The following is a 22,034-nucleotide window of genomic DNA, read 5'->3' as shown; positions in this document are numbered from 1 at the left end:
CTTGTTCCGGGGTTTTATGGCCTTGGGCGACATCATCGGCAATCCGCCTTGCGTAATAGGCGACTTCCCAATTGAACTGCTCACGCGCTGTACCGTGGGTAAGATGGCGAACGCTGATAGTGTGGGCTTGTCCGGCCAGTTTGCCAGCAGCGCTGTTGACGTCCCAGAGGTCATAACGGTTTGGGTTCATCCCTCTTCACCCCATGAGCTGTAACCGGAGGTTTTTGCTATGTGGTGGGTCCAGGTAATGTCGCGGTAACGAATGGCTAACTGTTCTTGGGGCTCCGCGTCGCTTTGATAAATCACATGAGGCATTTCAAGCGTCAGTTCAGTAATAACCCCACCCTTGATCGACACTGAATAAAACTTTTCCTGCCCACCTGCGGACGTTATTTGGTAGAAATTGATCGTGCAGTTTATTTCTTCTCTGTTCGAGAGCGCTTGAGCGAGTAGCGGTGATGATTTATCAACGCTTTTCGTGATGATGATCGGGCTGTGCGTCGACTTATTAATATTCCCGATATTGGCCATGTCGTGACTGTAAGACAGCACCATGATCTCATCCGTGTGCGCTGCCTGAAACTTATTGCCAATAGAATCCTGGGTTGAACAACCCGCTGAAATCAGTCCTTGAGCCTTGCCGGTGATGGTCATGTAACCATGATTAGCCATACATACCACTCCTTGTAGTCAGGGCGCGCAGTCTACGACAAGGATTTCGAGCATTTATGTAGGTCAATTCCGAAAATAGAGTAATGGGGTGAGTTCGGTGGAAGCGCGCCGACGCCGTGGAACAAGCCGAACAAGCGGCTGACGCCCCGCAAATCGATGTCGCCGACCTGCACCAGGTGGAATTCACCGCCTCCGGCAAAGGCATTCGCGTCGCACCGGGAGAAACCGTTCACGCCGCTGCGGCCAAGCTTGGACTGCTGATTCCGAAAGCTTGCGGCATGGGGATCTGCGGCACCTGCAAAGTGATGAAGCTGGGCGGGGAAGTCGACATGGAGCACAACGATGGCACTACTGAAGAAGATGAAGCCGAGGGTTACATCCTGTCGTGCTGCAGTGTGCCGAAGGGTGATGTGCGCATCGAGTTTTGAAGTCTGGGAGCAGCGTCCTGTGCGATAGGCGCTCATTTAAATGCGTCCGAACAAATACAGTTTGTTACACGGTAAGCACTATCGCGCAGTAATTTTGGGGGGCTCTGACTCAATACTGAGTAAGTCAGAGTCCACTTTGTATTTATATGGAGTGTGCGCAACGTTGGCTGTAATGAATATGGTCGAGTACAACTCAAGACCATTCGCGGGCAAGCCCGCTCCAACAGGTACAGCGCATGACCATATGGGAGCGAGCTTGCTCGCGATAGCGTCATCTCAGACGACACAATTGTCAGTTATTGCCAACGCCGAAAGATCAGCGAAGTATTAACCCCACCAAAAGCAAAGTTGTTGTTCATCACGTACTGGTTGCTCATCTGCCGGAATTCGCCGCGCAGGTAGTCCAGTTCGCCGCAACGCGGGTCGATGTCATCGAGGTTGAAGGTGTGCACGTAGAGGTCGCGGTTCATCATTTCGATGCTGAACCACGACTCCAGCGCACCACAGGCGCCGAGGGTGTGGCCCAGGAAGCTCTTTTGCGAGCTGATGGGCATGCGGCTGCCGAACAGGCTGTTGGTGGCCAGGGTTTCGGCGATGTCGCCCTGCTCGGTGGCGGTGCCGTGACCATTGACGTAGCCAATATCGGCAGGCGTAATCCCGGCATCTTCCAGCGCCAGCTCCATGGCCCGGCGCATGGTTATTTGTTCCGGACGGGTCGCGTGCTGGCCGTCGGCGTTGCTGCCGAAACCGACAATTTCTGCGTGGATATGCGCGCCCCGAGCGAGTGCGTGCTCCAGTTCTTCGAGCACCAGCATGCCGCCGCCTTCACCGATCACCAAACCATCACGGGCGCTGTCGTAAGGGCGCGGGCTGGTCTGTGGCGCATCGTTTTTCAGGCTGGTGGCGTAAAGCGCGTCGAAGACCATGGCTTCGGTCGGGCACAGCTCTTCGGCGCCGCCGGCGAGCATCAGCGGCAGGCGGCCGAACTTGATGGATTCATAGGCATAACCGATGCCCTGGCTGCCGCTGGTGCAGGCGCTGGACGTGGGGATCAACCGGCCGGTCAGGCCGAAGAAGATGCTGATATTGGCTGCGGTGGTGTGCGGCATCATGCGCACGTAAGAGTTGGCGTTCAGACCTTCTGCGACCGAGTTCAGCAGCATCTTGCTGAAGGCTTTGATCTCGTCGGTGCTGCCGGTGGAGGAGCCGCAGGACACGCCCATGCGGCCGTCCTTGATCGATTCATCGCCCAGCAGTCCGGCATCGGCCAGGGCTCGCTCAGCCGCGGCGACCGCCAGGCGCGAAACCCGGCCCATGCTGCGCAATTGCTTGCGAGTCCAATGGGCGGGCACCTTGAAGTCATCGATCGGCCCGGCCAGTCGGGTGTTCAGTTCAGTAAAACGGTCCCACTCATCCATGCGCCGAATGCCGCTGCGGTTGGCGCGGAAGTTGGCGGCGATGGTTTCCCAATCGCTGCCCAATGAGGTGATACCGGCCATGCCGGTGACGACGACGCGCTTCATCAGCACAGGCCTCCGTTGACAGCCAGAACCTGCCGGGTGATATAGGACGCTTCGGCAGACATCAGAAAGTTCACCGCACTGGCGACTTCTTCCGGAGTGCCCATGCGTTGTGCGGGGATCATTTTCATCAGTTCTTCGACGGGTACGTTCTCGTCGAGCATCGCGGTGTCGATCAAGCCCGGTGCCACGCAGTTGACGGTGATTTTGCGCTTGCCCAGTTCGATGGCCAGGGCCTTGGCGGCACCGATCAATCCAGCCTTGGACGCGCTGTAGTTGACCTGCCCGCGATTGCCGATCAGCCCCGAAACGGAGGTGATGCAGACAATTCGCCCGGCGGCGCGACGGCGGATCATCGGCATCATCACCGGGTGCAGCACATTGTAGAAACCGTCGAGGTTGGTGCGCATCACCACATCCCAGTCTTCCTCGCTCAGCGCCGGGAAGGCACCGTCGCGGGTCAGGCCAGCGTTCAGTACCACGCCGTAATAGGCGCCATGGGTGTCAACGTCGGCCTCAAGAATCGCTTTGCAGCTGGCGCGATCGGACACGTCGAATTGCAGGATGCGCGCGCTGCGACCCAGCGCCTCGACTTCGGCCTGAACCGCTTGGGCGTCGCTGCGGCCGCTGCGGCAATGCAGCACCAAATCGTAGCCAGCCTGGGCCAGACGCAAAGCAATGGCGCGGCCGATACCGCGGCTGGAGCCGGTGACCAGTACGGATTCAGTCATGACTGGGTTCCTGTTGAAGTGGCAGGGGATTCATGAAGATAGTGAGCCGACTGAGGCGGGCAGAACACATTCAGGCGCGCGGTGGCATGGATACCGGGTCCGTTGATGTGGCATTCGAATACGCCCATGCCGTTGTCTGCTTCCAGCGAGCGCAGTGCGTGGATGGTCAGTTCGGTTCCGACAGGAAAGTGTTCCACATTGCATACAAATTTACGCGTACCGAGCAGAAATCCCAACTCGACGGCATTGCCTAACACGCGTGCGCGACAACCGGCATAGGCGGCGACGGTCTGCGCCATTATCTCAACGCCAACCCAGGCTGGCAGGCTGCCGTCTGTCTGGTTGTAGATGCCACCGGGTTTGACGGTAAGGCGGGTGTGGATTTGCTCTTCATCGAACGACAGGACCTGATCGATCAGGATCATATCGCCCGAGTGGGGAATCAGCTCGGCGAGCGGCCAGTCAATCATGGGGCGTCTCCGATAATCAGGCTGACGTTGTTGCCACCGAAGGCAAACGAGTTGCTCATCAGGCAGCGCGGTGCGGTTTGGTCAAGGCGATCAGCGGCCGTCACCCAGCTCAGCGCCGGTAGCCGGGGATCGGCCTGGCCGTCCCAGACATGCGGTGGCAAGGCGTGTTCGCTGTTGTCAGCGGCCAGACTCAGCCAGCAGAAGGCGGCTTCCAGCGCCCCGGCCGCGCCGAGGGTGTGGCCGCTCATAGGTTTGGTTGATGAGCAGAGCACGCCGCTCGGGAACAGTGTTGCGACCGCCAGACTTTCCATGGCGTCGTTGTGTTGCGTCGCGGTGCCGTGCAGGTTCAGATAACCGATTTGTTCGGGCTCCAAGTGTGCGCAGCTCAAGGCTTTGGCCATGGCTTGCAGCGCGCCGCGACCGCTCGGTTCAGGCGCGGAAATATGGTGGGCATCGGAGCTGGCGCCACCACCGAGCAAGGCAATCGGCTGGCGACCGTTGGCGCTTTTGCTCATCAGGAACAGCGCCGCCGCTTCGCCAATATTAATGCCGTTGCGATTGACCGAAAACGGGTTGCAGCGTTGCTCGGAGACGGCTTCCAGCGCCGAGAAACCATTGAGGGTCAGCTTGCACAACGTGTCGACACCGCCGCACAGCACCGCATCGCACAGTCCCAGGTCCAACAGCCGCTGAGCACTCATCAAGGCCCGGGCGCTAGAGGTGCACGCCGTGGAGATCACATAGGCCGGGCCGCTCAGTTGCAGCCAGTCCGCGAGGAAGTTCGCTGGGGCGCTGAGTTCCTGTTGCTGATAGTCATAGTCGGCGGGGAACTGCCCGTCGCGTAAGTAGTTGGCAATGCCGTGACTGGCCTCATCAATGCCCGAAGTGCTGGTGCCGAGGACGATACCGATGCGATCACGGCCATAGGTCTGAATCGCTTGATCAATGTCATCGCGAATTTGTAGCGTGGCCTCCAGCAACAGCTGGTTATTGCGGCTGCTGTGCTGGACCAGTTCGGCGGGAATGGTCGTCAGTTCGCCCTGTACGGCCGCCACCGGCAACGCACGATCAGGCACCCAGCCGGCTTCGATGCGCATGCCCGAGCAGTCACCGGCAAACAGGTTGCGCGCGACTTCGTGCTTGTTGCGGCCTAAGCCGCAGATCAGCCCAAGGGCATTTAAATAAGCCGTCATGGTGCAGTCTCGGCGGTCAACGGGGTGATGTGATAGTGCAGGCCTTGAGGCAGGTTCAACTCAAAGTCCAAAGGCTGTTGATAGCGAATTCTCCAACGTGGGCCGATGGCGCGCTGCAAACCTTGTTGCTGCGCCGTTGGATAATTGCCAAGCAGTTCACCCTCAGGCGTCAAGGCAAACAACAGCGCGGCGAACAGCTCGCGGGCTTCCGGATTCGGCGGCAACAAACCGTCGGCCTGCCACGCGCCGTCAATCAGTCGCTGACGGGCCTGGGGGATTCCCAGCGGATCCATCATCGACCAGCGGATGCTTTGTCCTTCACGCTGGATCACCAGCAACCAGTCCTGACGTTGCTCGGCTTGCTGGCGTTCAATGTGCAATTGCAGTGGCAACGGCAAGGTCGGGTTTCTCTCGGGCAACGGCGCCTGGCTGGCGCAAGCGCTCAGCAGCAGAACACAGCTCAAGAGCAGAGCGCGGATCATCAGATTTTACCTTCAAGGGGTTTGCGCGCGACCACGTTGACCAGCGTCTCTTCACGTTGGCCGAAGGGTTTCGGACGGCGCAGACCCAAGAGTTCCAGCAGGCCGAAATCCTTCGCACGGCTCCACCACAGATAAGGGTAAGACACGTTTTGCGGGCCGAATTCAAAACCTTGATTGCGGATCATTTCCAGGTACTGTTCGGCGCTCTTCTGCACCTGCATTGGATGGCGGAACAACCAGCGGATCACCCAAGTGTCGATATAGGCCTCGGTGGACTCGGCGAACAACAGGTAACCGCCCGGCTTGAGCACTCGATAGAACTCGGCGAGGGCTTGCTCTTGCTCCACCAAGTGATGAAAGGTCTGGTGGCAGAACAGCAGATCGACGCTGGCGTCCGGCACATCGAGGGCCGCACAGTCGCTGCCAATCAGCTCGACGTTGATGTTCTGGCGACGGGCTTCCTCGCTGCTAAAGCTCAGACTGTGAGGGTCGGCGTCCAGACCGATCAGGCGTTGCGGCGCAAACACCTGATGCAAGTACTGGAACGACTTGCCCTGGCCGCAACCGGCATCCAGCAGCACTGGGTTGCTCGGCAACTCATCGCTGAACAGTTTGCGCAGATCGTTGATCGCCACCCGCAGTACACGGTGCTGCCAGGTGTGGCTGCGCAGGAACCAGAGGCCGAAGCGGGTTTCTTCGACGTAGCTGTCGCTTAAATAGCTCATAGGGCATCACTCGCGCAGATTTCAGACAACATCCGCAGGCGCCGCTTGGGCTCGCTGACGAACGGGTTACGCTCATCCCAGGCATAGCCGGCGAGGATCGAACTGATCATGCGGCGAATCTCCGACGAACTGCCGGAATGGAAAATCACATCCTGGAAAGTCCCGGCGTACCAGCCTTCGACGTAGCAGCGGAAGGTGTCGACGCCACGCTTCAAGGGAGTGGCGAACTCGTTCTGCCAGTCGACACGCTCACCTTGCAGTTGGCGATGCAGCACGCCGGCGGCCATGCTCGCCGAACGCATGGCGATGGTCACGCCGGAGGAGAACACCGGGTCGAGGAATTCCGCGGCATTGCCGAGCAAGGCGAAGCCCGGCCCGTGCAGGGTTTTAACGTTGGCCGAGTAACCGCCGATGCTTCGCGCCGGGGTGTCCCATACGGCGTTTTCCAGCACACCTGAAAGGCTCGGGGTTTCAGCGATAAAGCCGCGCAGGCACTCATCCAGATCGCCAGTGCGTCCTTCAAAATGCTCTTTTGCGGCGACCACGCCCACTGAGCAGCGACCGTTGCTGAACGGGATGGTCCAGAACCAGATATCGCGATGGGTCGGGTGAGTGGTGATGAGGATTTTCTCCCGCTCGAAATGCGGGCTGTCGATATGGTCTTCAACATGGGTGAACACCGCCTGACGCACCGGGAAGTTCGACGGTGCCTCAAGGTCCAGCAGGCGCGGCAAAACGCGGCCATAACCACTGGCGTCGAGCACGAAGTCAGCCTCGACACGGTACTCGCTACCGTCTTCGCGACGGGCGCTCAGTTGCGGTTTCGGCAGGTCGAAATCGACGCCGATGATCTCTTCGCCGTAGCGGATCTCTACGCCTTGCAATTGGGCCTGATCGGCCAGCAGTTTGTCGAAGTCGGCGCGCTGGACCTGGAAGGTGGTCGGCTTGCCGTTGCTGAAGGTGTCACCGAAATCGAAGGCGCTGTAGCGCTCGCCCCACGCGAAGGCCGCACCGTTTTTCAACTGGAAACCGGCGGCCTTTACGGCGTCGAGCATGCCGGCTTCTTCGACGAAATCCAGGCAGTGGGACAGCAGGCTTTCACCGATGGAAAACCGTGGAAAATGCTGGCGCTCGATAATCAGCACGTCGTGGCCTTTACGCTTGAGCAGCGCGGCCGCGATTGCACCGGATGGGCCGGCGCCAATCACCACAACCTGACGAGTTTCCATTTCAACTATTGGCACGGGGGCTCCTTGCCGGGACGGCAACGTGTGAAGGAATACGACGGATACCGGCGAGTGCCGGTAGCAAGGTTGCGATCAAGCCCATCAGCATCAGCGCGAAGTACAGCGCCGGGCTGATCAATTGTTGTTGCAACAGCAGGTTGAGAAAGACGATCTCGCTCAACCCGCGAATGTTCAGCAGAAGGCTTTCCCGCCAGCGGCTGGCGCCGACAAACGAGGTGCCGGCCCAGCCCAGGCCGAGCCAGTTGCCCAGCAGTTTGCTGAGGATCGGCAAGACCAGCAACGCTCCCAGCTGGACCCAGCTTAGGCTGTCCATGGCGCTGTGTACGTTGATCTGCACGATGCCGAAGGTCAGGATCAGCGGGATCGCGATAGTGGTCTGTAAACGGCTCATCCAGGCGGCCTTTAACGGCAACACCAACGGTAGCTTGAGGACGGCCATGCACAGCAGATAGCCAATGCCGAAAATCAGCGCATTGAGCTTGTAGTGTTCGGCGACCACCAGCAGCCCGAAGAAGCCCAGGCTGTGGAGCAACGGCCGACGCAAACCGAGTGCGCACAGCAGCAACGGCACGCAGGCGCCGGCCAGCGGCAGCAGCAGGCTACTCAGGTGCAGGCTGCCTTGAGCAATGGCGAACAGGCTCCAGCACGTCAGGTCGATGAGTATTGCGGTCTGCACCAGTCGACGGGTTGCCGCAGGCGGATAGTTGATGTGGTGCAGGTACAGATAGAGCACCGGAATCGCGGTGATCGCGAACAGCAACCCCACCGCCAGTGAACTCAGCCACGGCTGGCTCGGCAACAGCCAGAAAGCAGTGGCCAGCCCGACGGCGAACGGAATGCAGAAGCTTGGCAGGGCGATTTTCAGGCTCTGGCGGTCCAGCTGTAGATCAATCACATCGCTCAAAATGTGCCCCAGCAGCAGCGCAAAGCTCAGGCTGTAGAGGTTTTTCAGCCAGCCCGGCGATACCAGTTCGGCACCGCTCAGCTGCCAATGCGGCTCGATCCACAGCAGCATCAACAGCGGCAGGCCAAAAGTCGCCAGCAGTAACTGGCTGACGATCGGGATCAGCCCGAAGTGACGCCCCACACGGGTCGCCACGGCGAACAGCGCCAGGGCCAGCAGCCAGAATAGCGCGACCATCACGCTGCCGACTCCACGACGTTTGCAGCATGGGCATGATGCCGGGCCCAAGGTGCGAGGATGAAGCTGAACGCAAGACCCAGGCTCACGGACAAGCCAAAGTTGCTCACCGCCGGCGTGCTGGAAATCGCCAGCAGGCCGAACGACAGCCAAGTGGTCGCGGCCGCCAGCAGGGTGCCGAGCAGGCTCACCGCCGCGCCGCCAATTTGCTCACGCATAAGGATTGCGTAGTCGACGCTGATGGCCGTCACCAGCAGCAGGCCGAACAGGCTGAATAGCGTCAACGGCTGCCCGAGCCAACCGAGGCTGGCCAGGCTGCACAACGCCGCCAGCAGCGGCAGTGCGACGATCCGCAGCGCCCCACCGAAGCCAAACGGCAGGATCAGCAGCAGTACGATCAGGATGCACGACATCAACTTCAATTCAGCGGCGCTGATTTGGGTCGCGGCGAAAACCTTGTTCAAGTCTCCCAATCGATCAACCAGCTGCACACCAGGCAAATCCAGCGCCTGAACCCGCAGCAACTCTGGGTTATTCAACCCTTGCAGGCTGACCATCCCGGCCACGCCATCGCTGGTAGCGCCCAGCCACAGCGGGCGCCACGGCTCGGCCAGCGGTCCGCTCAGGGCAGCGTCGATGTCTTGGATAGGGAGCGCCTGCAATTGCGTCAGCTCGGTGTGCAGCGCGCTGGCGGGTACGCCGAGGTCGAGCAGCGGCTGCCAGAACGGCGGCAGTTTGCTCAGTGCCTCGCGAACCCGTTGTTGTTCGCTGGGCGGGCTAACCAGTTGATTCAGCGACAGGTAGCCCTGGAGCTTTTCCAGGTTAACCAGTTGATCCAGGCGCTGGCTCAGGGTGGTCGAACGCTCAAGCAGTTGTTGCTGATCGGCAGCGCGCACCAGGAAGAACTGACTGGTAGGTTGATAGCCGGTGATCCGCGCAATCGTCTGAGCTTCGTCCATCAGTTGTGGCGGTGTACTGATCCACTGGCGGATATCGTTTTTGGTGGTGAGTTGCCACAGACCGCCAGCACAAAACAGCAGCAACAACCCCAGCAGTATCGGGCTGCGAACCCGACGCAGCAGCGCTTCGCGCACGCTCACTAAACATTGTGCGAGGTGCAGCGGCCACTGCGCCGGGCGCAGATCGGTGCCCTTGAGCATTGCCGGCAGCAAGCACACGGCAGACAAATAAGCGCCGAGCAAACCGGCAGCGGAAAACACTGCAATTTGGGTCAGCGCCGGGAACGGCGTCCAGGCCAACGCCAGGTAACCGATGCAACTGGTGGCCAGGCTCAGGGTCAGCCCTGGCAGGGTCAGGCGCAACGCCGGCCAGCTGCGCCAGGGTTTCAGACTCCAGCTTTTGGACAGGTAATGCAGCGGGTAATCCACCGCCACGCCGATCAGGCTCGACCCCAATACCAGCGTTATCACATGCATATGGCCGAACAGCGCCACGCAAGCCACCGCGCCAAACAGCATGCCCACCAGCACCGGAATGAAGGCCAGCAGCACGCGAAAGCGGCGGAAGGCTAACAGCAGCAGTAACAGAATGCCGACGGTGGCACCGCCGCCGACCCAGGTGATCTCGCGTGTTGCCTGTTGCTGACCGTTGGCTGCATACAGCAGGCCGCTGGCGGCGAGTAATTGCACGTTGGCCTTACTTGCTTGTTCGCGGCTCCGCTTGAGCAGCTCGGCGACTTGCAGCGGCAAGTGCATATCAAAGGCGTTGCCTTGCGTGCGAGCCCTCAGCAGCACCCAACTCTTGCCATCGGCATCAGCGATCAACGCGCCACTGCCAATGTCCAGCTGCACCGCGCCACGCTGCGGCTGGCTGTTTTGAATGCGCCCGGTCAGACCTAGCCAGTCGTCCTGGCTTGACACCAGACTGAAGCCGGTAAAGGGGTCGAACAGCGCTTGTACCCGTTGCTGGATAAACGCCTGTGGTTGCTCAATCAGCTGTTGCCGATCCGCCGCCGAGAGCATCGCCAGCCGCCCTTGCAGCAACTGTGTACGCAGCGCGGGCAAGTCCGCTTGCAGGTTCCACTGAACCTTCTCGAACAAACCGCTGGCCTTCCATTGATCGCCAAGTTGCTCGGCCATGGCGATGGCCTGCTGGCGATCAGCGTGGCCGACCAATACCAGCATTTCGCGGTTCAGTGGCTCCTGCATGCGTTGTTCAGCGCGCAATTCCAGCGCATCTGGCGCGGTGCCCGGCACCAGTTCCATCAGGTTGGCAGACAGCGGTGCAGCGCCGCGCCATTGCCAGCCGGCCAGCGCCAATACGGCCACCAGCAGAATCAGGAAAAGTCGGGGCAGCCAGCGTTCACTCGGCAAAGTCATGTTGCTCCGGATCGCTTAGAGGTTTGGTGCTGGTGGTGTCCTGCATGCGCAATACGGTGCTGTCGCCCTGGGTTTCCAGCAGTTCGATACGTTGCACCAGCGTGCCGCCGTCGATGTTGATCTGGGTGAAGACTTGCTTGAGCAGCATGGAGCGCGGGGTCAGGGTCAGCTTCCATTGCTGGGCGTCGCCTTGCAGTTGCAGGTCGAAGTCCCGTTGCAGGCCACTGCTGTCGCCCTGCAGCACGGCGAGGAATATACGGTTCTGCTCGGCACCGGCGCTCTTGTTCGGGAGCATTTGCCAGCCGTTGCCGTCGCGGCGGGCGATGCCTTTGGTGCTGATGCGGTAGTCCTGTTGCAGCGGGGTCTTGAGCAGCCAGAGCAAGCCGTGATCTTTGGCCAGCACGAAGGTGCCTTTACTGGTCAGCGGCTGCGGCAGCGCGCGCAGGTGTTTTTCCTGGATGAAACTGCCGTGGATGACCTCGGGCTTGGCCAGTTGATCGCTCAATTGTTGCAGGTCGAAGGCGTTGGCCAAGGAGGACAGGCCAAGCAAAAAAAGCAGGCTTAACAACCTCCCGTAGCAGCTGGCGAAGCCTGCGTCCGGCTGCGCAGCAGTCGCAATCCGGCGTCCCCATTTCCCGTTCAGAATCCGGGACGCAGGTTTTACGACCGCTTCGCGGCCGGACGCAGCCTGGCGGCAGCTGCTACGCATGGTCTGCGTAAATAGCCAAAAGCTCATGGCAGCACCTTCTCAACGGCATCGATAAACACTTGCGGCGATGCCAGCTGCATTTCGCGGCTGGCGAGGTTCACCGCAACCTGCACCGAGCTGGCACGGGTCAGGCGCTCGGCGCTTTCAAGGTCGCTGATCAGGTAGCTGATCTTCAGCCGGTTTTCCCACTCCACCAGGCTTGCGCGCACGTTGAGCTTCTGGCCGAAGACGGCGCCGCGCACGTAGCGCAGTTGCAGGTCGATCACCGGCCACGCGTAGCCGGACGCTTTCATGTGCATGTAGTTGTGGCCGATCTTGTCCAACAAGGCGCAACGAGCGACTTCCAGGTACTTGACGTAATGGCCGTGCCAGACCACATCCATCGTGTCGATGTCGAAGAATGGCACCAGGATTTCCGTATCGGCATGAATCACTCCCTTGCTACGCATGCAGCCTCCAGTGTTGTTCGGCGATGCGTCGCAGGCACAGACGCAGTTCGGCTTCCAGCGCGCGGTCTTCGATGACCGGTGGGAAGTCCTTGGCGAGTTCTTCGTGCATCTCGGCCAAAGCCGGCGGCAAAGGCCGAGCATCTTCTGCCTGGCTGCGCAGCCAGACGCCTTGATTGGCGGCCAGCAACGTGGCGGCGGCAACTTGTTCGGTCAGCTCCAGCACGCGAATCGCATCGCGGGCGGCGATGGTGCCCATGCTGACTTTGTCCTGGTTATGGCACTCGGTGGAGCGCGAGAACACACTGGCCGGCATGGTGTTTTTCAGCGCTTCGGCGGTCCAGGCGCTAGTGCCGATCTGCACCGCTTTGAAGCCGTGGTTGAGCATCGCCCGTTCGGCACTGGCGCCGGACAGGTTGCTCGGCAGACCGTGGTTGTAACGCACGTCTACCAACAGCGCGAGCTGCCGGTCCAGCAGGTCGGCGACGTTAGCCACCAGGGTTTTCAGACTGTCCATGGCGAAAGCGATGTGCCCGCCGTAGAAGTGCCCGCCGTGCAGCACGCGTTCAGCTTCGGCGTCGATGATTGGGTTGTCGTTGGCGCTGTTGAGTTCGATCTCAATGAACGAGCGCAGCCAGTTCAGGCTGTCGGCCAACACGCCGAGCACGTGGGGTGCGCAGCGCAGTGAGTAGCGATCTTGCAGGCGATGCAGCGGTGCGGTCGGCGCGTCGATCGCCAGATCCTTGCGCAACCACGCGGCGACCTGCATTTGCCCCGGGTGCGGTTTGGTGGCGAACAGCCGCTCGTCGAAATGCTCCGGGTTGCCTTGCAGCGCGACCACGTTCAGCGCGGTGATGCGTGTGGCCAGTTGCAGCAGGTAATCGGCGCGGGCGTAAGCCAGACAAGCCAGACCGGTCATCACCGCGGTGCCGTTCATCAGCGCCAGGGCTTCTTTGGGGCGCAGCACCAGCGGGGTCCAACCGAGTTCGCGGTGTACGTCGGCGGCTTGTCGACGCTCACCCCGGAACATGACTTCACGCTCGCCGGACAAGGTCGCGGCCACGTAAGACAGCGGTGTCAGGTCCCCGCTGGCGCCCACTGAGCCCTCTTCCGGGATCAGCGGCAGGATGTCTTGGTCGATGAAGGCTTGCAGGCGTTCCAGCAGCTCCACGCGAACCCCGGACACGCCCTGGCACAGCGACTGCAAACGCGCCGCCAGTACCGCACGAGTGGCCTGAGCATCGAGCATTTTGCCCAACCCGCAGCCGTGGAAGGTGTACAGATGACGGGGCAGCGCTTCGACGTGATGCAGCGGCACCGCGACCACGCAGGAATCGCCATAGCCGGTGGTGACGCCGTAGATCACGCCTTCCTTGTCCAGCAAGGAGTCGAGGAACTGCGCGCCCTTGGCGATGCGCTGGCGAAACTCAGGGTCGCCTTGCAACTGCGTTGGCACCTGACGGTTGGCCAAGGCCAGCACGTTTTCGATGCGCAATGGGAGTTCGCCGAAGGTTACCGGCTCAAGCGGATGCGTCGTCATCGGTCTTCCAGTAAGGGTAAAAATTGAACCATTGTTGGGGCGCTTCGAGACAGTACTGCCCCAGGCGTTCGGCGTAGTGTGCAGTCCATTCGGCGATCACGTGTTCTCGGTCGCTACGCTTCCAGACCACAGCCTCGGCAAAGGGTTCGAGGGTCACCCGATAGCGCCCATTGTGCTTCAGACAAAACAACAGATTGACTGGGCATTTCAGCAGCCCGGCCAGCAGCCAGGGGCCTTGCGCAAAGGCTGCCGGATGACCGAGGAAGTCGACTCGCACAGTGCGCCCGCCATGCAGTGGCACGCGATCGCCGGCAATCGCCAGCCACTCGCCGCGATCCAGTCGCTGGTTGAGTTGCAGCATGATTGCAGGGTCCAGCTCGCTGACCTGAATCAGCCGCAGATGGGTCGCACCGGCTTCGCCGAGCAGACGGTTGAAGCGTTCGGCGTGCTTGGTGTGCACCAGCACGTTCATCGTCACTTTTTCGCCCAGTTCGGCCAGGGCGCGACAGACCTCTAGGTTGCCCAGATGAGCGCCCACCAACATCTGCCCGCGCTGACCGCGCAACTGTTTGCGCAGCAGCGCCGGGTCGACGATTTCGAGTTGCTCGATGCCCAGTTTGCCGTTCCACACGTCGAGTTTGTCGAGCATGGAGTCGGCGAAGGCCATGAACTGGCCGAACACCCGCCAGTGGGTTGGGCGCAATTCGCTGCGTCCACTCCAGTCGGCGAGGCGTTGCTGGTATTGCCAGGCGCTTTGCCGGGCGCCGCGACCAAACAGGAAAAAGTACAAAACGACACCGTGCAGCACCGGACTCAACACCCGACGGCCCAGCACTTTGACGCCGAACGCCATGAATTTCATCAGCCAGAAACTGCCGCGTTCCTTGTGCTCGGCCCAATGCTCTTTGTCGGCGTTGATGCTCATGCCTGCCACCGTCGCCAAAGAATCATTGGCGCGCGCAACAACATGCCGAAGAACAACCGGGTGTGCATGCTCGTAATCAGTACGTTGTCGTGGAACAGACGGAAATGCGAGATACCGTCCTGCGGGTAATGGACCCTGGTTTGCAGCCAACGCATCGGCTGATTACGCCAGGCCAGCCGCACGATGATGTCCGAGTCGAAGTCCATGCGTTTGCCGATCTTCACCGAGTTGATGAGTGCCAGGGTCGGCGGCAATGGGTAGATGCGAAATCCGCACATGGAATCGATAATCTGAAACGACAGGGTGTTGACCCAGACCCAGAAGTGAGTCAGGTAACGCGCGTATAAACGGCCCTTCGGCACGCTGGCGTCGTATAACGGGTATCCGCAAATCAGTGCGTGCGGATGGGTGCGAGAAGCCTCGATGAAGGTCTTGATGTCGTGCAGGTCGTGCTGACCATCGGCGTCCACTTGCAGGGCGTGACTGAAGCCCAGGCGTGAAGCTTCGCGAAAACCGGCCATGACTGCAGCGCCCTTGCCTTGGTTGACGGCGAATTTGACCAGGAAAACCTGTTCACGCCGGGCCAGCTGTTCAAGCACGGCTGAGCAGGCAGGGCTACTGGCATCGTCCACCAACAGGCAGGGCAGACCATTGGCGAGCAGCGCCTCGACCACCGCAGGGACGGTGGTTTCGTGGTTGTAGACCGGGATGATGGCGCAGGGGTTATGCATGTGCCGCCTCCAGCAATATCCGCCCACTGGAGCACGTTGCAGTGTCGTTGCGATAAGCGAAATACAGCTTGCCGCGCTCGCGGTCGAACCGCAGATGCAGTTGAACCTGGTCGCCGGGGCGCATCAGTTGCTGAAACTTCAGTACTTCCATCCCGGCAAACTTCTCCGGCAACGCCAGCAACTGCTGACCCAGGCTCAACGCCCAATCGATTTGCACCACGCCCGGCAACACGGGTGTTTGCATGAAATGGCCACTGAAGTAGGCCAGGTCCGGCGGGACCGCCAGTTCCAGGCTCCACTCGCCCTGGGATTCGACCTGTTCCAACACTTGCGGTGCCTTCGGGCGTGGGGCCAGTAGCAGGGCTTCGACCTCGGCTTGCGGCAGTTTGCCTTGGGCGTTCAACGGCAGTTGCCGTAACAAGCGCCAACGCCGTGGCAGGGCCAGGGCCTCGCAATGCTGGCTGAGGTGTTGGCGCAGTTCCTGGGTCAGGGCGCGCCGACCCTGATTGCGCAGGGCATGCAGGCCTTGTTCGCTCAGCACCAGCAGGGCACCCAGGGACGCACGGTTTTCCTGAACCACACCGAGGCGCGCTTCAGCGACCCAGTCGTGATTGATTAACGCGTGTTCGAGCATTGGCAGCGAGATACGTTTTTCTTCCAGTTTGACGATACGGTCCAATCGACCCAGTAGCTCGAAGCGCCCATCGGCGTTAATTCGTGCAGCATCAAAGGTCTGTTCGACGTGACCAGGGGGCAGGTATGGCGAAGCAATGCGCAGCGCGCCGTCACTGTCCTGGCTCAGCTGTACATCGGCGAACGGCTGCCAGAGGCTGTCGCCCTGACGCCAGGCAATACCGCCGGTTTCCGAGCTGCCGAAAATTTCCGAGGGCCATTGCTGCAAGCGTTGCCGCAAGCTCTGCGCGGCCTCGGCAGGCAACGCGCCGCCGGAAGAAAACACCCGTCGCACAGCGCTCAAGGCCGGCCAGTCGAGGTTCTCACCCATGCGCTTGAGCAACGCCGGGCTGGCGACCCAAGCGAAGGCCGGGTGTTCACGGCTGGCGCGTTGCAAGTCCTCAGGGAATGGCAGTTGTTTACGCACGAACGGGCGTCCCGCACACAGTGGCCAGAGCACGCGGAACAGCAAACCATAAATATGCTGGGTCGCGACGCTACCAATGATGCAGGCCTGGCCCAAATCGGCGCCCCACAGCTGCTCCAGGGCTTGGACTTCGTTGGCCAGTTGCCGAAGGTTTTTTTCGATGCGCTTGGGCTCACCGCTGGAGCCGGACGTGCACAGGCTCAGACAGCATGGGTCAAGATCCAGTTCGGCGGCGGGCAACGGGGCTTGAAACAGGTCGCTGAGCGCTGCGTCGTCCGCCTGATCGGTCAGCCACAGATCGACCTCGCTCGACCAGCGTTGACGGGTCTGGGCTTGCAGGTCCGCGGGCAATAACACGCTGACCCCGGCACGCCAGGCGCCGAGCAAGGCTATCGCCAGTTCACCGGCGTCTTCCAGATGCACGGCAATGTGTTGCACGCCGTGGGCTTGCAGGCCGGCGGCGAGGCGTAACGCCTGCTCGCAGAGCTCAACGTGATTCAATGCGGGGCCCGCTGTGACGGCGCGCCCCGGCTGAGCCTTGAGCAGCAGGTGCTCAAGTTTTATCCAATTCATGCGCGGCCTCGTACGCGTTGTCGTAATAGCCATTCAATGGCAAACAGCAATCCCATCAACCCGTAGGAAATCAGGCCGTTGTACAACGTCCACCAACTCACCGGCGCCCAGAGGGTCAGGGCGGCGGCGAGCAAACCGTTACAGAGAAAAAACACACACCAGGCAATCGTCACCTGACGGGTATAGCGAATCGCCTTGTCCGGCAGATCCGGCTCGCTCAAGCGCGCCAGACGCTCGACCACCGGCGGTCCGTATTTCAAACTCAGGCCAAACAGCGCGAGCATGAAACTGCTGATCAGCACCGGGTACCAGCGCAGTAGCAGCGGGCTATCGAGCAGTGCCAGCAACAGGCAAAAAGCAATCGCAGCGACCGCCATCCACAGACTGCCGGGACGCCGCTTGCCGGTCAGTGCGCGGGCCAGCCACAGGCTGCCCAGCAGCAGACCGAACTGCCACGGCGCGAAATGCTCCATGCCGTAATACACCGCAAAGGGGTACAACAGGCCTGCCAGCAGCAAGCCAAGGCCGATCAATCGGCTCATGCGGCCGGTTGAACCAGGCGATAGACCGCATCGACCACGTCACTGACAGTGCGCACGGACTTGAACTCTTCGGCAGCGATTTTCTTGCCGGTCTGGCGCTTGATATGGTCAATCAGGTCAACGGCGTCGATGCTGTCGATTTCCAGGTCCTGATACAGGTTGGACTCAGGAGTGATGCGTTCGGGTTCCAGCTCGAACAGTTCGACCAGGGCATCGCGCAGGGTGTTGTAAATGTCGTCACGAGTTTGCATGGTCCGGTCTCAAGCTGCCTGTTTTGCAGTGACGAAAGCCGCAAGGCTGGCCACATTGGTGAAGTGGTTGCGGGTGTCCTTGGCGTCGGCGTCGATCTTGATGCCGTACTTTTTCTGGATGGCCAGGCCAAGTTCCAGAGCATCTACCGAGTCCAGACCCAGACCTTCACCGAAAAGAATCTGCTCGTCGCCGATGTCTTGTGCGCTGATGTCCTCGAGGCCCAGGGCGTCGATGATCAACAGTTTTATTTCATGCTGAAGGTCGTGCTGTAGATCGCTCATCTTCGGCGAGCTCCTTGATAAAGTAGTGGTGCAGATAATCGTTGAGCTTGCGCGAGGCCTGGGGGATCGGGCCTTGCGTTGCAAAGGTCTGTGGGTCTATATCGGCGCCGACACGGAAACTGAAGTGCACGCGGCGTTGTGGAATGCGATACCAGGGTTCGGCTTTGGTCAGGGTGGTCGGGCTGACTTTGATGATCACCGGGGTCACAACTTTCGCACCACGCAGGGCGATTGCCGCGGCGCCCCGATGAAAGGCCGGCGGCTGGCCCGGCCGGGTGCGGGTGCCCTCGGGGAAGATAATCAGCGTCTGCCCGCTTCGAAGCGCATCCGCGGCGGTATCGAGCATGTCCATGCTACCGTCATTGCTGATGTATTGGGTGGAGCGCAGCGGACCTCGAGTGAAAGGATTCTGCCAGAGACTTTGCTTGACCACGCAGTTGGCGTTGCGCACCAGGCCGATCAGAAACACCACATCGATCAGCGACGGGTGGTTGGCGATGATCATCTGTCCCGGACGGCCGAGTTTTTCCGCACCGATGATCTCATAGGTCAGTACGCCAGCGCGGGCCATGAACCGGATAAAAAACCAGAACAATCGACCCAGGGTGCGCCGCGCCCGTTGCCGATGCACCTGAACATCGCCCGGCAAGCAGCTGAGCAGCGGGAAAACTACCAGTCGCAGGCATAACCCGCCCAGGCCGAACAGCGCAAAGCTTGCTGCGGTGGCGAGTAGGCGCCAGTAATAGGCGTCACGTCTTTTACCGGTTATTGGTTGCGTTGCCAGTTCCATACACGGTTCTTCCAGGCATGTTGGCAGGTGGTCTGCTCACTGAGCAGAATACGCAGCAGATTCAGGGCATGGGGCCAGTCGGCTTTGGGTGATTCGCCAGCGGCGCTGCTCAGCGACAGCTGCCAGTCATTGCCCGGGGTCAGCAACAGGCCGACGGCATACGGGAAGGGTACGTCGTCAATCCAGGTGGCATAGGCCTCGGGCGGCTGCTCTTCGGTGACCACCAGCAGCACCGCGGGTGCGCCTTCATTGAGCAGCGCAGCGGCCTCTAGCATGCCGTGTTCGAGGCCATCGCCTGCAGCGGCGAGGGCGGTCATTTCACTGGTTTCGCCGCGCATGATCGACCACAGACCAATCACCGAGTTATGCACCGACAGGCTGAACTGGGTCGGCGACAAGGGCTGTTCGGCTGCCAGATCAATGAGAATCTCGAAGGTTCGCGCGGTTTCGCCATGGCGGGAAATAAAGACCAACGGTAGCTGTTCACGGCCATCGGCCAATGGCCAGCCAACACTGAAGGCCATCCGCGCCATGCGGCCGAGACGTCGGCGTTGCATCGCGGGGAGAAATGAAACGTCGGGGGCGGCATCGCTGCTGTCGAGCACGACCGGTTGTCGGCTCCAGCTTTGCCAATCGCCCACGCTTTCGAGCCCAGGGGCCCAGGCGCGCCATTGGGCGATGTTGAAATTGATCACAGACATTCATTCCGCCCCGGGGGCTTCCTTTACTCGGCGGATCGCTCCAGGCGATCGGCCTTGCATGGCGCTATGGCCGAGTGGTGCGCATTATCCCGGCACAGCAGACTTGTAGCAAACGCTGGTTACATTTTGCTCAATGGAATAGACACATTCTCGGGGAAAAAGTGCTGTTGGGTCATTGTCCGGTTTTTGTAGGAGCGAGCTTGCTCGCGATGGACGTTAACGATAACGCGTGTTTTCTGAACAAACGCGCCGCCCTTGAGTCTATCGTCGGAACGCCGCCCGGACCAATCGAGCGTCGACCGGCTGCTCCTACATCTCCCTCCGAGGAGGTAGCTAAGCAGAGCCGTGGACCACTACACTCGGTCATTCTTTGATACACGGAGGTTTTGACATGCGGCGCGTGGTGTTCAATCAGAAAGGTGGTGTAGGCAAATCCAGTATTGCCTGCAATCTGGCAGCGGTCAGTGCCCATGAAGGCTACCGAACCCTGCTGGTGGATCTCGATGCTCAGGCCAATTCCACTCAATACCTCACCGGGCTTACCGGCAACGATATCCCCATGGGCATCGCCGACTTCTTCAAACAGACCCTGTCTTCCGGGCCGTTCGCTAAAAAAAACCAGGTGGATATCTACGAAACCCCGTTTGACAACCTGCACGTGGTCACTGCCACTGCCGAACTGGCTGACCTGCAGCCAAAGCTTGAGGCGAAACACAAGATCAACAAACTGCGCAAACTGCTGGATGAGTTGGCAGAAGACTACGACCGGATCTATCTCGACACCCCGCCGGCGCTGAACTTCTATGCAGTGTCCGCATTGATCGCCGCCGACCGTGTATTGATCCCCTTCGACTGCGACAGCTTCTCGCGCCAGGCGCTCTACGGCGTGCTGGCAGAAATTGAAGAGCTCAAGGAAGACCACAACGAAGACCTTCAAGTCGAAGGCATTGTGGTCAACCAGTTCCAGGCCCGCGCCAGCCTGCCGCAGCAGATACTCGACGAACTGATCAGCGAAGGTCTACCGGTGCTGCCGGTATACCTGGGCAGCTCAGTGCGCATGCGCGAATCCCATCAGGCCAACATGCCGCTGATCCACCTCGACCCTCGGCACAAGCTGACCCAGCAGTTTGTCGAGTTGCACGCCTTGCTGGAAAACGCCTGACAGCCGGCAGTCAGATGCCCTGACTGCGCAACCAGCTCAGCAACTGCGGTAACGGGAAGGCGCCGCTCTGGCGTGCGATTTCCTGGCCGTTTTTGAACAGAATCAGGCTGGGAATCGAGCGAATCCCCAGCTGCGCCGACAACTGCTGATTGGCCTCGCTGTCCAGTTTGGCCAAGCGGCACTTGCCCGCCAACTGTCCCGCCGCCTGCTCAAACACCGGCGCAAATGACTTGCATGGTCCGCACCAATCCGCCCACACATCCACCAGCAACGGTAAATCACCCTTGATCTGACTGGCGTAATCACCCTGTTTCAACTCGAACGGCTTGTGGAGCAATACCTCGGCTTTGCAACGGCCACACTTGGGCTTGTCGTTCAGGCGTTCGGCGGGGATGCGGTTGAGGCCATTACAGTGGGGGCAGGGGATCAGCAGTGGGTCGGACATGAGCGGGCTCCGGAGAATAGGCAATGAAGCTTATTTGGAGTCGCAGGCAGGGATTATCAAGGCGTGGGTGGCTGGGGGGCAGCGCACAGAGGTTCTGATTTTTCAGATGTTATTAACAACATCGACCAGCAGAGCCGGTCGATGCGGTGCAGCGGTCCGGCTTAGCCAGCGACAGGGGTACGCCAGTCGTCGGAACCGGAGGTACCGCAGGCTATATGCTCCCAAGTGATTTTGCGGTAGCTGAAGTACACGTCTTCCAGGTGGGTGAAGTGCGCATTATCCGGATTCTGGCAGTTCGGCATGCGCGATTGGATGTCGACGATAATGGCGTCTTCCAGTGTGATGGTGTAATAGGCCTCTTGGGTACCGGCGGCGGAGGTGCGGTACCACTCCAGATGGCATTCGATCAGTTTTTCACCGGTAGTCAGTGCTGTGAAAAGCAGTGGCGAGGACTTGTCGAAGATCTTTGTGATCATCAGCGGTTTGTGAATACGCTGCCCGGTCGGCTGCCCGGATTGCGGGTCGCGAGGAATGATGACTTGATGGCTGAATGCCTGAACCAGGATCTGGTCTTCATGGCCTTCCTGATAGATATTGCCGACCGAATCTTGAGTGAAGTTGCCTTCGGTAATAAAGCCTTGTTTGGTGCCACTGAGGGTCAAATACGCGGGTGTTGGCATAAGTGCTTTCCTTGCCTAAATAGCTGATGGTGCCCAGGAGGCAAAATCGCCCTCTGGTGCCTGACAGCTATCAAGGTCCATGCCACTAAAAAATAATCTATATAAATCAATTAGATAGATATTGCCTCGGGCGTTTTTCCAGCTTTATTCAGTGATTCGCGAAGAAAGTTGCGCAAGAAGCTGCGCACTGCTGCGCAAGTTCTTGCGCAG

24 protein-coding genes and 2 pseudogenes are annotated in these 22,034 nt (G+C 60.1%); 2 read left to right on the top strand and 24 right to left on the bottom strand.

The window, feature by feature from the left end:
* A pseudogene (locus ACN1C3_RS18135) lies at nucleotides 1–190 on the bottom strand (hypothetical protein); the annotation flags it as partial.
* Nucleotides 187–672, bottom strand: coding sequence for an Hcp family type VI secretion system effector (locus ACN1C3_RS18130; RefSeq protein ID WP_419117145.1), 486 nt, complete (start codon nucleotides 670–672; stop codon nucleotides 187–189). The pseudogene ACN1C3_RS18135 and the gene ACN1C3_RS18130, both read right to left, overlap by 4 nt.
* A 104-nt stretch (nucleotides 673–776) precedes the next feature.
* Between ACN1C3_RS18130 and ACN1C3_RS18125 the strand changes: the two are divergent.
* Nucleotides 777–1,100 (top strand): annotated as a pseudogene (locus ACN1C3_RS18125) (2Fe-2S iron-sulfur cluster-binding protein); the annotation flags it as partial.
* A gap of 296 nt (nucleotides 1,101–1,396) precedes the next feature.
* On the opposite strand, the gene ACN1C3_RS18120 reads toward ACN1C3_RS18125, so the two are convergent.
* The 20 genes from ACN1C3_RS18120 to ACN1C3_RS18025 all read right to left on the bottom strand — a co-directional run bounded on the left by ACN1C3_RS18120 (nucleotide 1,397) and on the right by ACN1C3_RS18025 (nucleotide 19,537).
* Nucleotides 1,397–2,623 carry a beta-ketoacyl-ACP synthase gene (locus ACN1C3_RS18120; protein ID WP_419117144.1) on the bottom strand — a complete coding sequence of 409 codons (1,227 nt, stop codon included), beginning with the start codon at nucleotides 2,621–2,623 and terminating at the stop codon, nucleotides 1,397–1,399.
* Nucleotides 2,623–3,351, bottom strand: coding sequence for a 3-oxoacyl-ACP reductase FabG (fabG, locus tag ACN1C3_RS18115; RefSeq protein ID WP_419117143.1), 729 nt, complete (start codon nucleotides 3,349–3,351; stop codon nucleotides 2,623–2,625). Before fabG ends, ACN1C3_RS18120 begins: the two co-directional genes overlap by 1 nt.
* Nucleotides 3,348–3,821, bottom strand: coding sequence for a 3-hydroxylacyl-ACP dehydratase (locus ACN1C3_RS18110; RefSeq protein ID WP_419117142.1), 474 nt, complete (start codon nucleotides 3,819–3,821; stop codon nucleotides 3,348–3,350). The genes fabG and ACN1C3_RS18110 overlap by 4 nt, the downstream gene beginning before the upstream one ends.
* The gene (locus tag ACN1C3_RS18105; RefSeq protein ID WP_419117141.1) at nucleotides 3,818–5,014 is read right to left on the bottom strand and encodes a beta-ketoacyl-[acyl-carrier-protein] synthase family protein; all 1,197 of its coding nucleotides are present in this window, start codon (nucleotides 5,012–5,014) and stop codon (nucleotides 3,818–3,820) included. The genes ACN1C3_RS18110 and ACN1C3_RS18105 overlap by 4 nt, the downstream gene beginning before the upstream one ends.
* Nucleotides 5,011–5,496, bottom strand: a complete 486-nt coding sequence (locus ACN1C3_RS18100) for a hypothetical protein (RefSeq protein ID WP_419117140.1) — start codon at nucleotides 5,494–5,496, stop codon at nucleotides 5,011–5,013. The genes ACN1C3_RS18105 and ACN1C3_RS18100 overlap by 4 nt, the downstream gene beginning before the upstream one ends.
* Entirely contained in the window at nucleotides 5,496–6,221 is a 726-nt protein-coding gene (locus ACN1C3_RS18095; RefSeq protein WP_419117139.1) for a class I SAM-dependent methyltransferase, read from the bottom strand. Before ACN1C3_RS18095 ends, ACN1C3_RS18100 begins: the two co-directional genes overlap by 1 nt.
* A complete protein-coding gene (locus ACN1C3_RS18090) occupies nucleotides 6,218–7,465 on the bottom strand; it encodes an NAD(P)/FAD-dependent oxidoreductase (protein WP_419117138.1) in 1,248 nt (415 codons plus the stop codon). The genes ACN1C3_RS18095 and ACN1C3_RS18090 overlap by 4 nt, the downstream gene beginning before the upstream one ends.
* On the bottom strand, nucleotides 7,452–8,609 hold the full coding sequence (locus ACN1C3_RS18085) for a sodium:proton antiporter (protein ID WP_419117153.1): 1,158 nt from the start codon (nucleotides 8,607–8,609) through the stop codon (nucleotides 7,452–7,454). Before ACN1C3_RS18085 ends, ACN1C3_RS18090 begins: the two co-directional genes overlap by 14 nt.
* Entirely contained in the window at nucleotides 8,609–10,948 is a 2,340-nt protein-coding gene (locus ACN1C3_RS18080; protein WP_419117137.1) for an MMPL family transporter, read from the bottom strand. Before ACN1C3_RS18080 ends, ACN1C3_RS18085 begins: the two co-directional genes overlap by 1 nt.
* On the bottom strand, nucleotides 10,932–11,516 hold the full coding sequence (locus ACN1C3_RS18075; protein ID WP_419117152.1) for an outer membrane lipoprotein carrier protein LolA: 585 nt from the start codon (nucleotides 11,514–11,516) through the stop codon (nucleotides 10,932–10,934). Before ACN1C3_RS18075 ends, ACN1C3_RS18080 begins: the two co-directional genes overlap by 17 nt.
* Nucleotides 11,517–11,680: 164 nt before the next feature.
* Complete coding sequence (locus ACN1C3_RS18070; protein ID WP_419117136.1) at nucleotides 11,681–12,106, bottom strand: acyl-CoA thioesterase; 426 nt, start codon at nucleotides 12,104–12,106, stop codon at nucleotides 11,681–11,683.
* Complete coding sequence (locus ACN1C3_RS18065; protein WP_419117135.1) at nucleotides 12,099–13,643, bottom strand: HAL/PAL/TAL family ammonia-lyase; 1,545 nt, start codon at nucleotides 13,641–13,643, stop codon at nucleotides 12,099–12,101. The genes ACN1C3_RS18070 and ACN1C3_RS18065 overlap by 8 nt, the downstream gene beginning before the upstream one ends.
* A complete protein-coding gene (locus ACN1C3_RS18060) occupies nucleotides 13,624–14,568 on the bottom strand; it encodes a glycosyl transferase (protein ID WP_419117134.1) in 945 nt (314 codons plus the stop codon). The genes ACN1C3_RS18065 and ACN1C3_RS18060 overlap by 20 nt, the downstream gene beginning before the upstream one ends.
* Nucleotides 14,565–15,299, bottom strand: coding sequence for a glycosyltransferase family 2 protein (locus ACN1C3_RS18055; RefSeq protein WP_419117133.1), 735 nt, complete (start codon nucleotides 15,297–15,299; stop codon nucleotides 14,565–14,567). Before ACN1C3_RS18055 ends, ACN1C3_RS18060 begins: the two co-directional genes overlap by 4 nt.
* The gene (locus ACN1C3_RS18050; protein ID WP_419117132.1) at nucleotides 15,292–16,971 is read right to left on the bottom strand and encodes an AMP-binding protein; all 1,680 of its coding nucleotides are present in this window, start codon (nucleotides 16,969–16,971) and stop codon (nucleotides 15,292–15,294) included. Before ACN1C3_RS18050 ends, ACN1C3_RS18055 begins: the two co-directional genes overlap by 8 nt.
* A complete protein-coding gene (locus tag ACN1C3_RS18045; RefSeq protein ID WP_419117131.1) occupies nucleotides 16,968–17,513 on the bottom strand; it encodes a hypothetical protein in 546 nt (181 codons plus the stop codon). Before ACN1C3_RS18045 ends, ACN1C3_RS18050 begins: the two co-directional genes overlap by 4 nt.
* On the bottom strand, nucleotides 17,510–17,764 hold the full coding sequence (locus ACN1C3_RS18040; protein ID WP_419117130.1) for an acyl carrier protein: 255 nt from the start codon (nucleotides 17,762–17,764) through the stop codon (nucleotides 17,510–17,512). Before ACN1C3_RS18040 ends, ACN1C3_RS18045 begins: the two co-directional genes overlap by 4 nt.
* Nucleotides 17,765–17,773: 9 nt before the next feature.
* Nucleotides 17,774–18,046 carry a phosphopantetheine-binding protein gene (locus tag ACN1C3_RS18035; RefSeq protein WP_419117129.1) on the bottom strand — a complete coding sequence of 91 codons (273 nt, stop codon included), beginning with the start codon at nucleotides 18,044–18,046 and terminating at the stop codon, nucleotides 17,774–17,776.
* The gene (locus ACN1C3_RS18030; RefSeq protein WP_419117128.1) at nucleotides 18,015–18,836 is read right to left on the bottom strand and encodes a lysophospholipid acyltransferase family protein; all 822 of its coding nucleotides are present in this window, start codon (nucleotides 18,834–18,836) and stop codon (nucleotides 18,015–18,017) included. The genes ACN1C3_RS18035 and ACN1C3_RS18030 overlap by 32 nt, the downstream gene beginning before the upstream one ends.
* On the bottom strand, nucleotides 18,812–19,537 hold the full coding sequence (locus tag ACN1C3_RS18025) for a beta-ketoacyl synthase chain length factor (RefSeq protein WP_419117127.1): 726 nt from the start codon (nucleotides 19,535–19,537) through the stop codon (nucleotides 18,812–18,814). Before ACN1C3_RS18025 ends, ACN1C3_RS18030 begins: the two co-directional genes overlap by 25 nt.
* 391 nt (nucleotides 19,538–19,928) lie before the next feature.
* On the opposite strand from ACN1C3_RS18025, the gene ACN1C3_RS18020 reads away from it, so the two are divergent.
* Nucleotides 19,929–20,699 (top strand): ParA family protein, encoded by a 771-nt coding sequence (locus ACN1C3_RS18020; RefSeq protein WP_419117126.1) that lies wholly within the window; start codon nucleotides 19,929–19,931, stop codon nucleotides 20,697–20,699.
* Nucleotides 20,700–20,709: 10 nt separating this feature from the next.
* Here the strand turns inward: ACN1C3_RS18020 and trxC are convergent, their stop codons facing one another.
* Complete coding sequence (gene trxC, locus ACN1C3_RS18015) at nucleotides 20,710–21,144, bottom strand: thioredoxin TrxC (RefSeq protein WP_419117125.1); 435 nt, start codon at nucleotides 21,142–21,144, stop codon at nucleotides 20,710–20,712.
* 161 nt (nucleotides 21,145–21,305) lie between these two features.
* The gene (locus tag ACN1C3_RS18010; protein WP_419117124.1) at nucleotides 21,306–21,824 is read right to left on the bottom strand and encodes an Hcp family type VI secretion system effector; all 519 of its coding nucleotides are present in this window, start codon (nucleotides 21,822–21,824) and stop codon (nucleotides 21,306–21,308) included.
* Between the last annotated feature and the right edge of the window lie 210 nt (nucleotides 21,825–22,034).

Source organism: Pseudomonas sp. H11T01 (assembly GCF_048515765.1).
Classification (GTDB): Bacteria; Pseudomonadota; Gammaproteobacteria; order Pseudomonadales; family Pseudomonadaceae; genus Aquipseudomonas.
The sequence above is the reverse complement of the archived record's forward strand: the minus strand, read 5'-3'. Positions and strand labels throughout refer to the sequence as shown.

Coding starts and splice junctions, on each gene's coding strand:
- ACN1C3_RS18130 (WP_419117145.1), bottom strand. CDS start 672: ATGGCTAATCATGGTTACATGACCATCACCGGCAAGGCTCAAGGACTG.
- ACN1C3_RS18120 (WP_419117144.1), bottom strand. CDS start 2,623: ATGAAGCGCGTCGTCGTCACCGGCATGGCCGGTATCACCTCATTGGGC.
- fabG (WP_419117143.1), bottom strand. CDS start 3,351: ATGACTGAATCCGTACTGGTCACCGGCTCCAGCCGCGGTATCGGCCGC.
- ACN1C3_RS18110 (WP_419117142.1), bottom strand. CDS start 3,821: ATGATTGACTGGCCGCTCGCCGAGCTGATTCCCCACTCGGGCGATATG.
- ACN1C3_RS18105 (WP_419117141.1), bottom strand. CDS start 5,014: ATGACGGCTTATTTAAATGCCCTTGGGCTGATCTGCGGCTTAGGCCGC.
- ACN1C3_RS18100 (WP_419117140.1), bottom strand. CDS start 5,496: ATGATCCGCGCTCTGCTCTTGAGCTGTGTTCTGCTGCTGAGCGCTTGC.
- ACN1C3_RS18095 (WP_419117139.1), bottom strand. CDS start 6,221: ATGAGCTATTTAAGCGACAGCTACGTCGAAGAAACCCGCTTCGGCCTC.
- ACN1C3_RS18085 (WP_419117153.1), bottom strand. CDS start 8,609: ATGGTCGCGCTATTCTGGCTGCTGGCCCTGGCGCTGTTCGCCGTGGCG.
- ACN1C3_RS18080 (WP_419117137.1), bottom strand. CDS start 10,948: ATGACTTTGCCGAGTGAACGCTGGCTGCCCCGACTTTTCCTGATTCTG.
- ACN1C3_RS18070 (WP_419117136.1), bottom strand. CDS start 12,106: ATGCGTAGCAAGGGAGTGATTCATGCCGATACGGAAATCCTGGTGCCA.
- ACN1C3_RS18065 (WP_419117135.1), bottom strand. CDS start 13,643: ATGACGACGCATCCGCTTGAGCCGGTAACCTTCGGCGAACTCCCATTG.
- ACN1C3_RS18060 (WP_419117134.1), bottom strand. CDS start 14,568: ATGAGCATCAACGCCGACAAAGAGCATTGGGCCGAGCACAAGGAACGC.
- ACN1C3_RS18055 (WP_419117133.1), bottom strand. CDS start 15,299: ATGCATAACCCCTGCGCCATCATCCCGGTCTACAACCACGAAACCACC.
- ACN1C3_RS18050 (WP_419117132.1), bottom strand. CDS start 16,971: ATGAATTGGATAAAACTTGAGCACCTGCTGCTCAAGGCTCAGCCGGGG.
- ACN1C3_RS18045 (WP_419117131.1), bottom strand. CDS start 17,513: ATGAGCCGATTGATCGGCCTTGGCTTGCTGCTGGCAGGCCTGTTGTAC.
- ACN1C3_RS18040 (WP_419117130.1), bottom strand. CDS start 17,764: ATGCAAACTCGTGACGACATTTACAACACCCTGCGCGATGCCCTGGTC.
- ACN1C3_RS18035 (WP_419117129.1), bottom strand. CDS start 18,046: ATGAGCGATCTACAGCACGACCTTCAGCATGAAATAAAACTGTTGATC.
- ACN1C3_RS18030 (WP_419117128.1), bottom strand. CDS start 18,836: ATGGAACTGGCAACGCAACCAATAACCGGTAAAAGACGTGACGCCTAT.
- ACN1C3_RS18025 (WP_419117127.1), bottom strand. CDS start 19,537: ATGTCTGTGATCAATTTCAACATCGCCCAATGGCGCGCCTGGGCCCCT.
- ACN1C3_RS18020 (WP_419117126.1), top strand. CDS start 19,929: ATGCGGCGCGTGGTGTTCAATCAGAAAGGTGGTGTAGGCAAATCCAGT.
- trxC (WP_419117125.1), bottom strand. CDS start 21,144: ATGTCCGACCCACTGCTGATCCCCTGCCCCCACTGTAATGGCCTCAAC.
- ACN1C3_RS18010 (WP_419117124.1), bottom strand. CDS start 21,824: ATGCCAACACCCGCGTATTTGACCCTCAGTGGCACCAAACAAGGCTTT.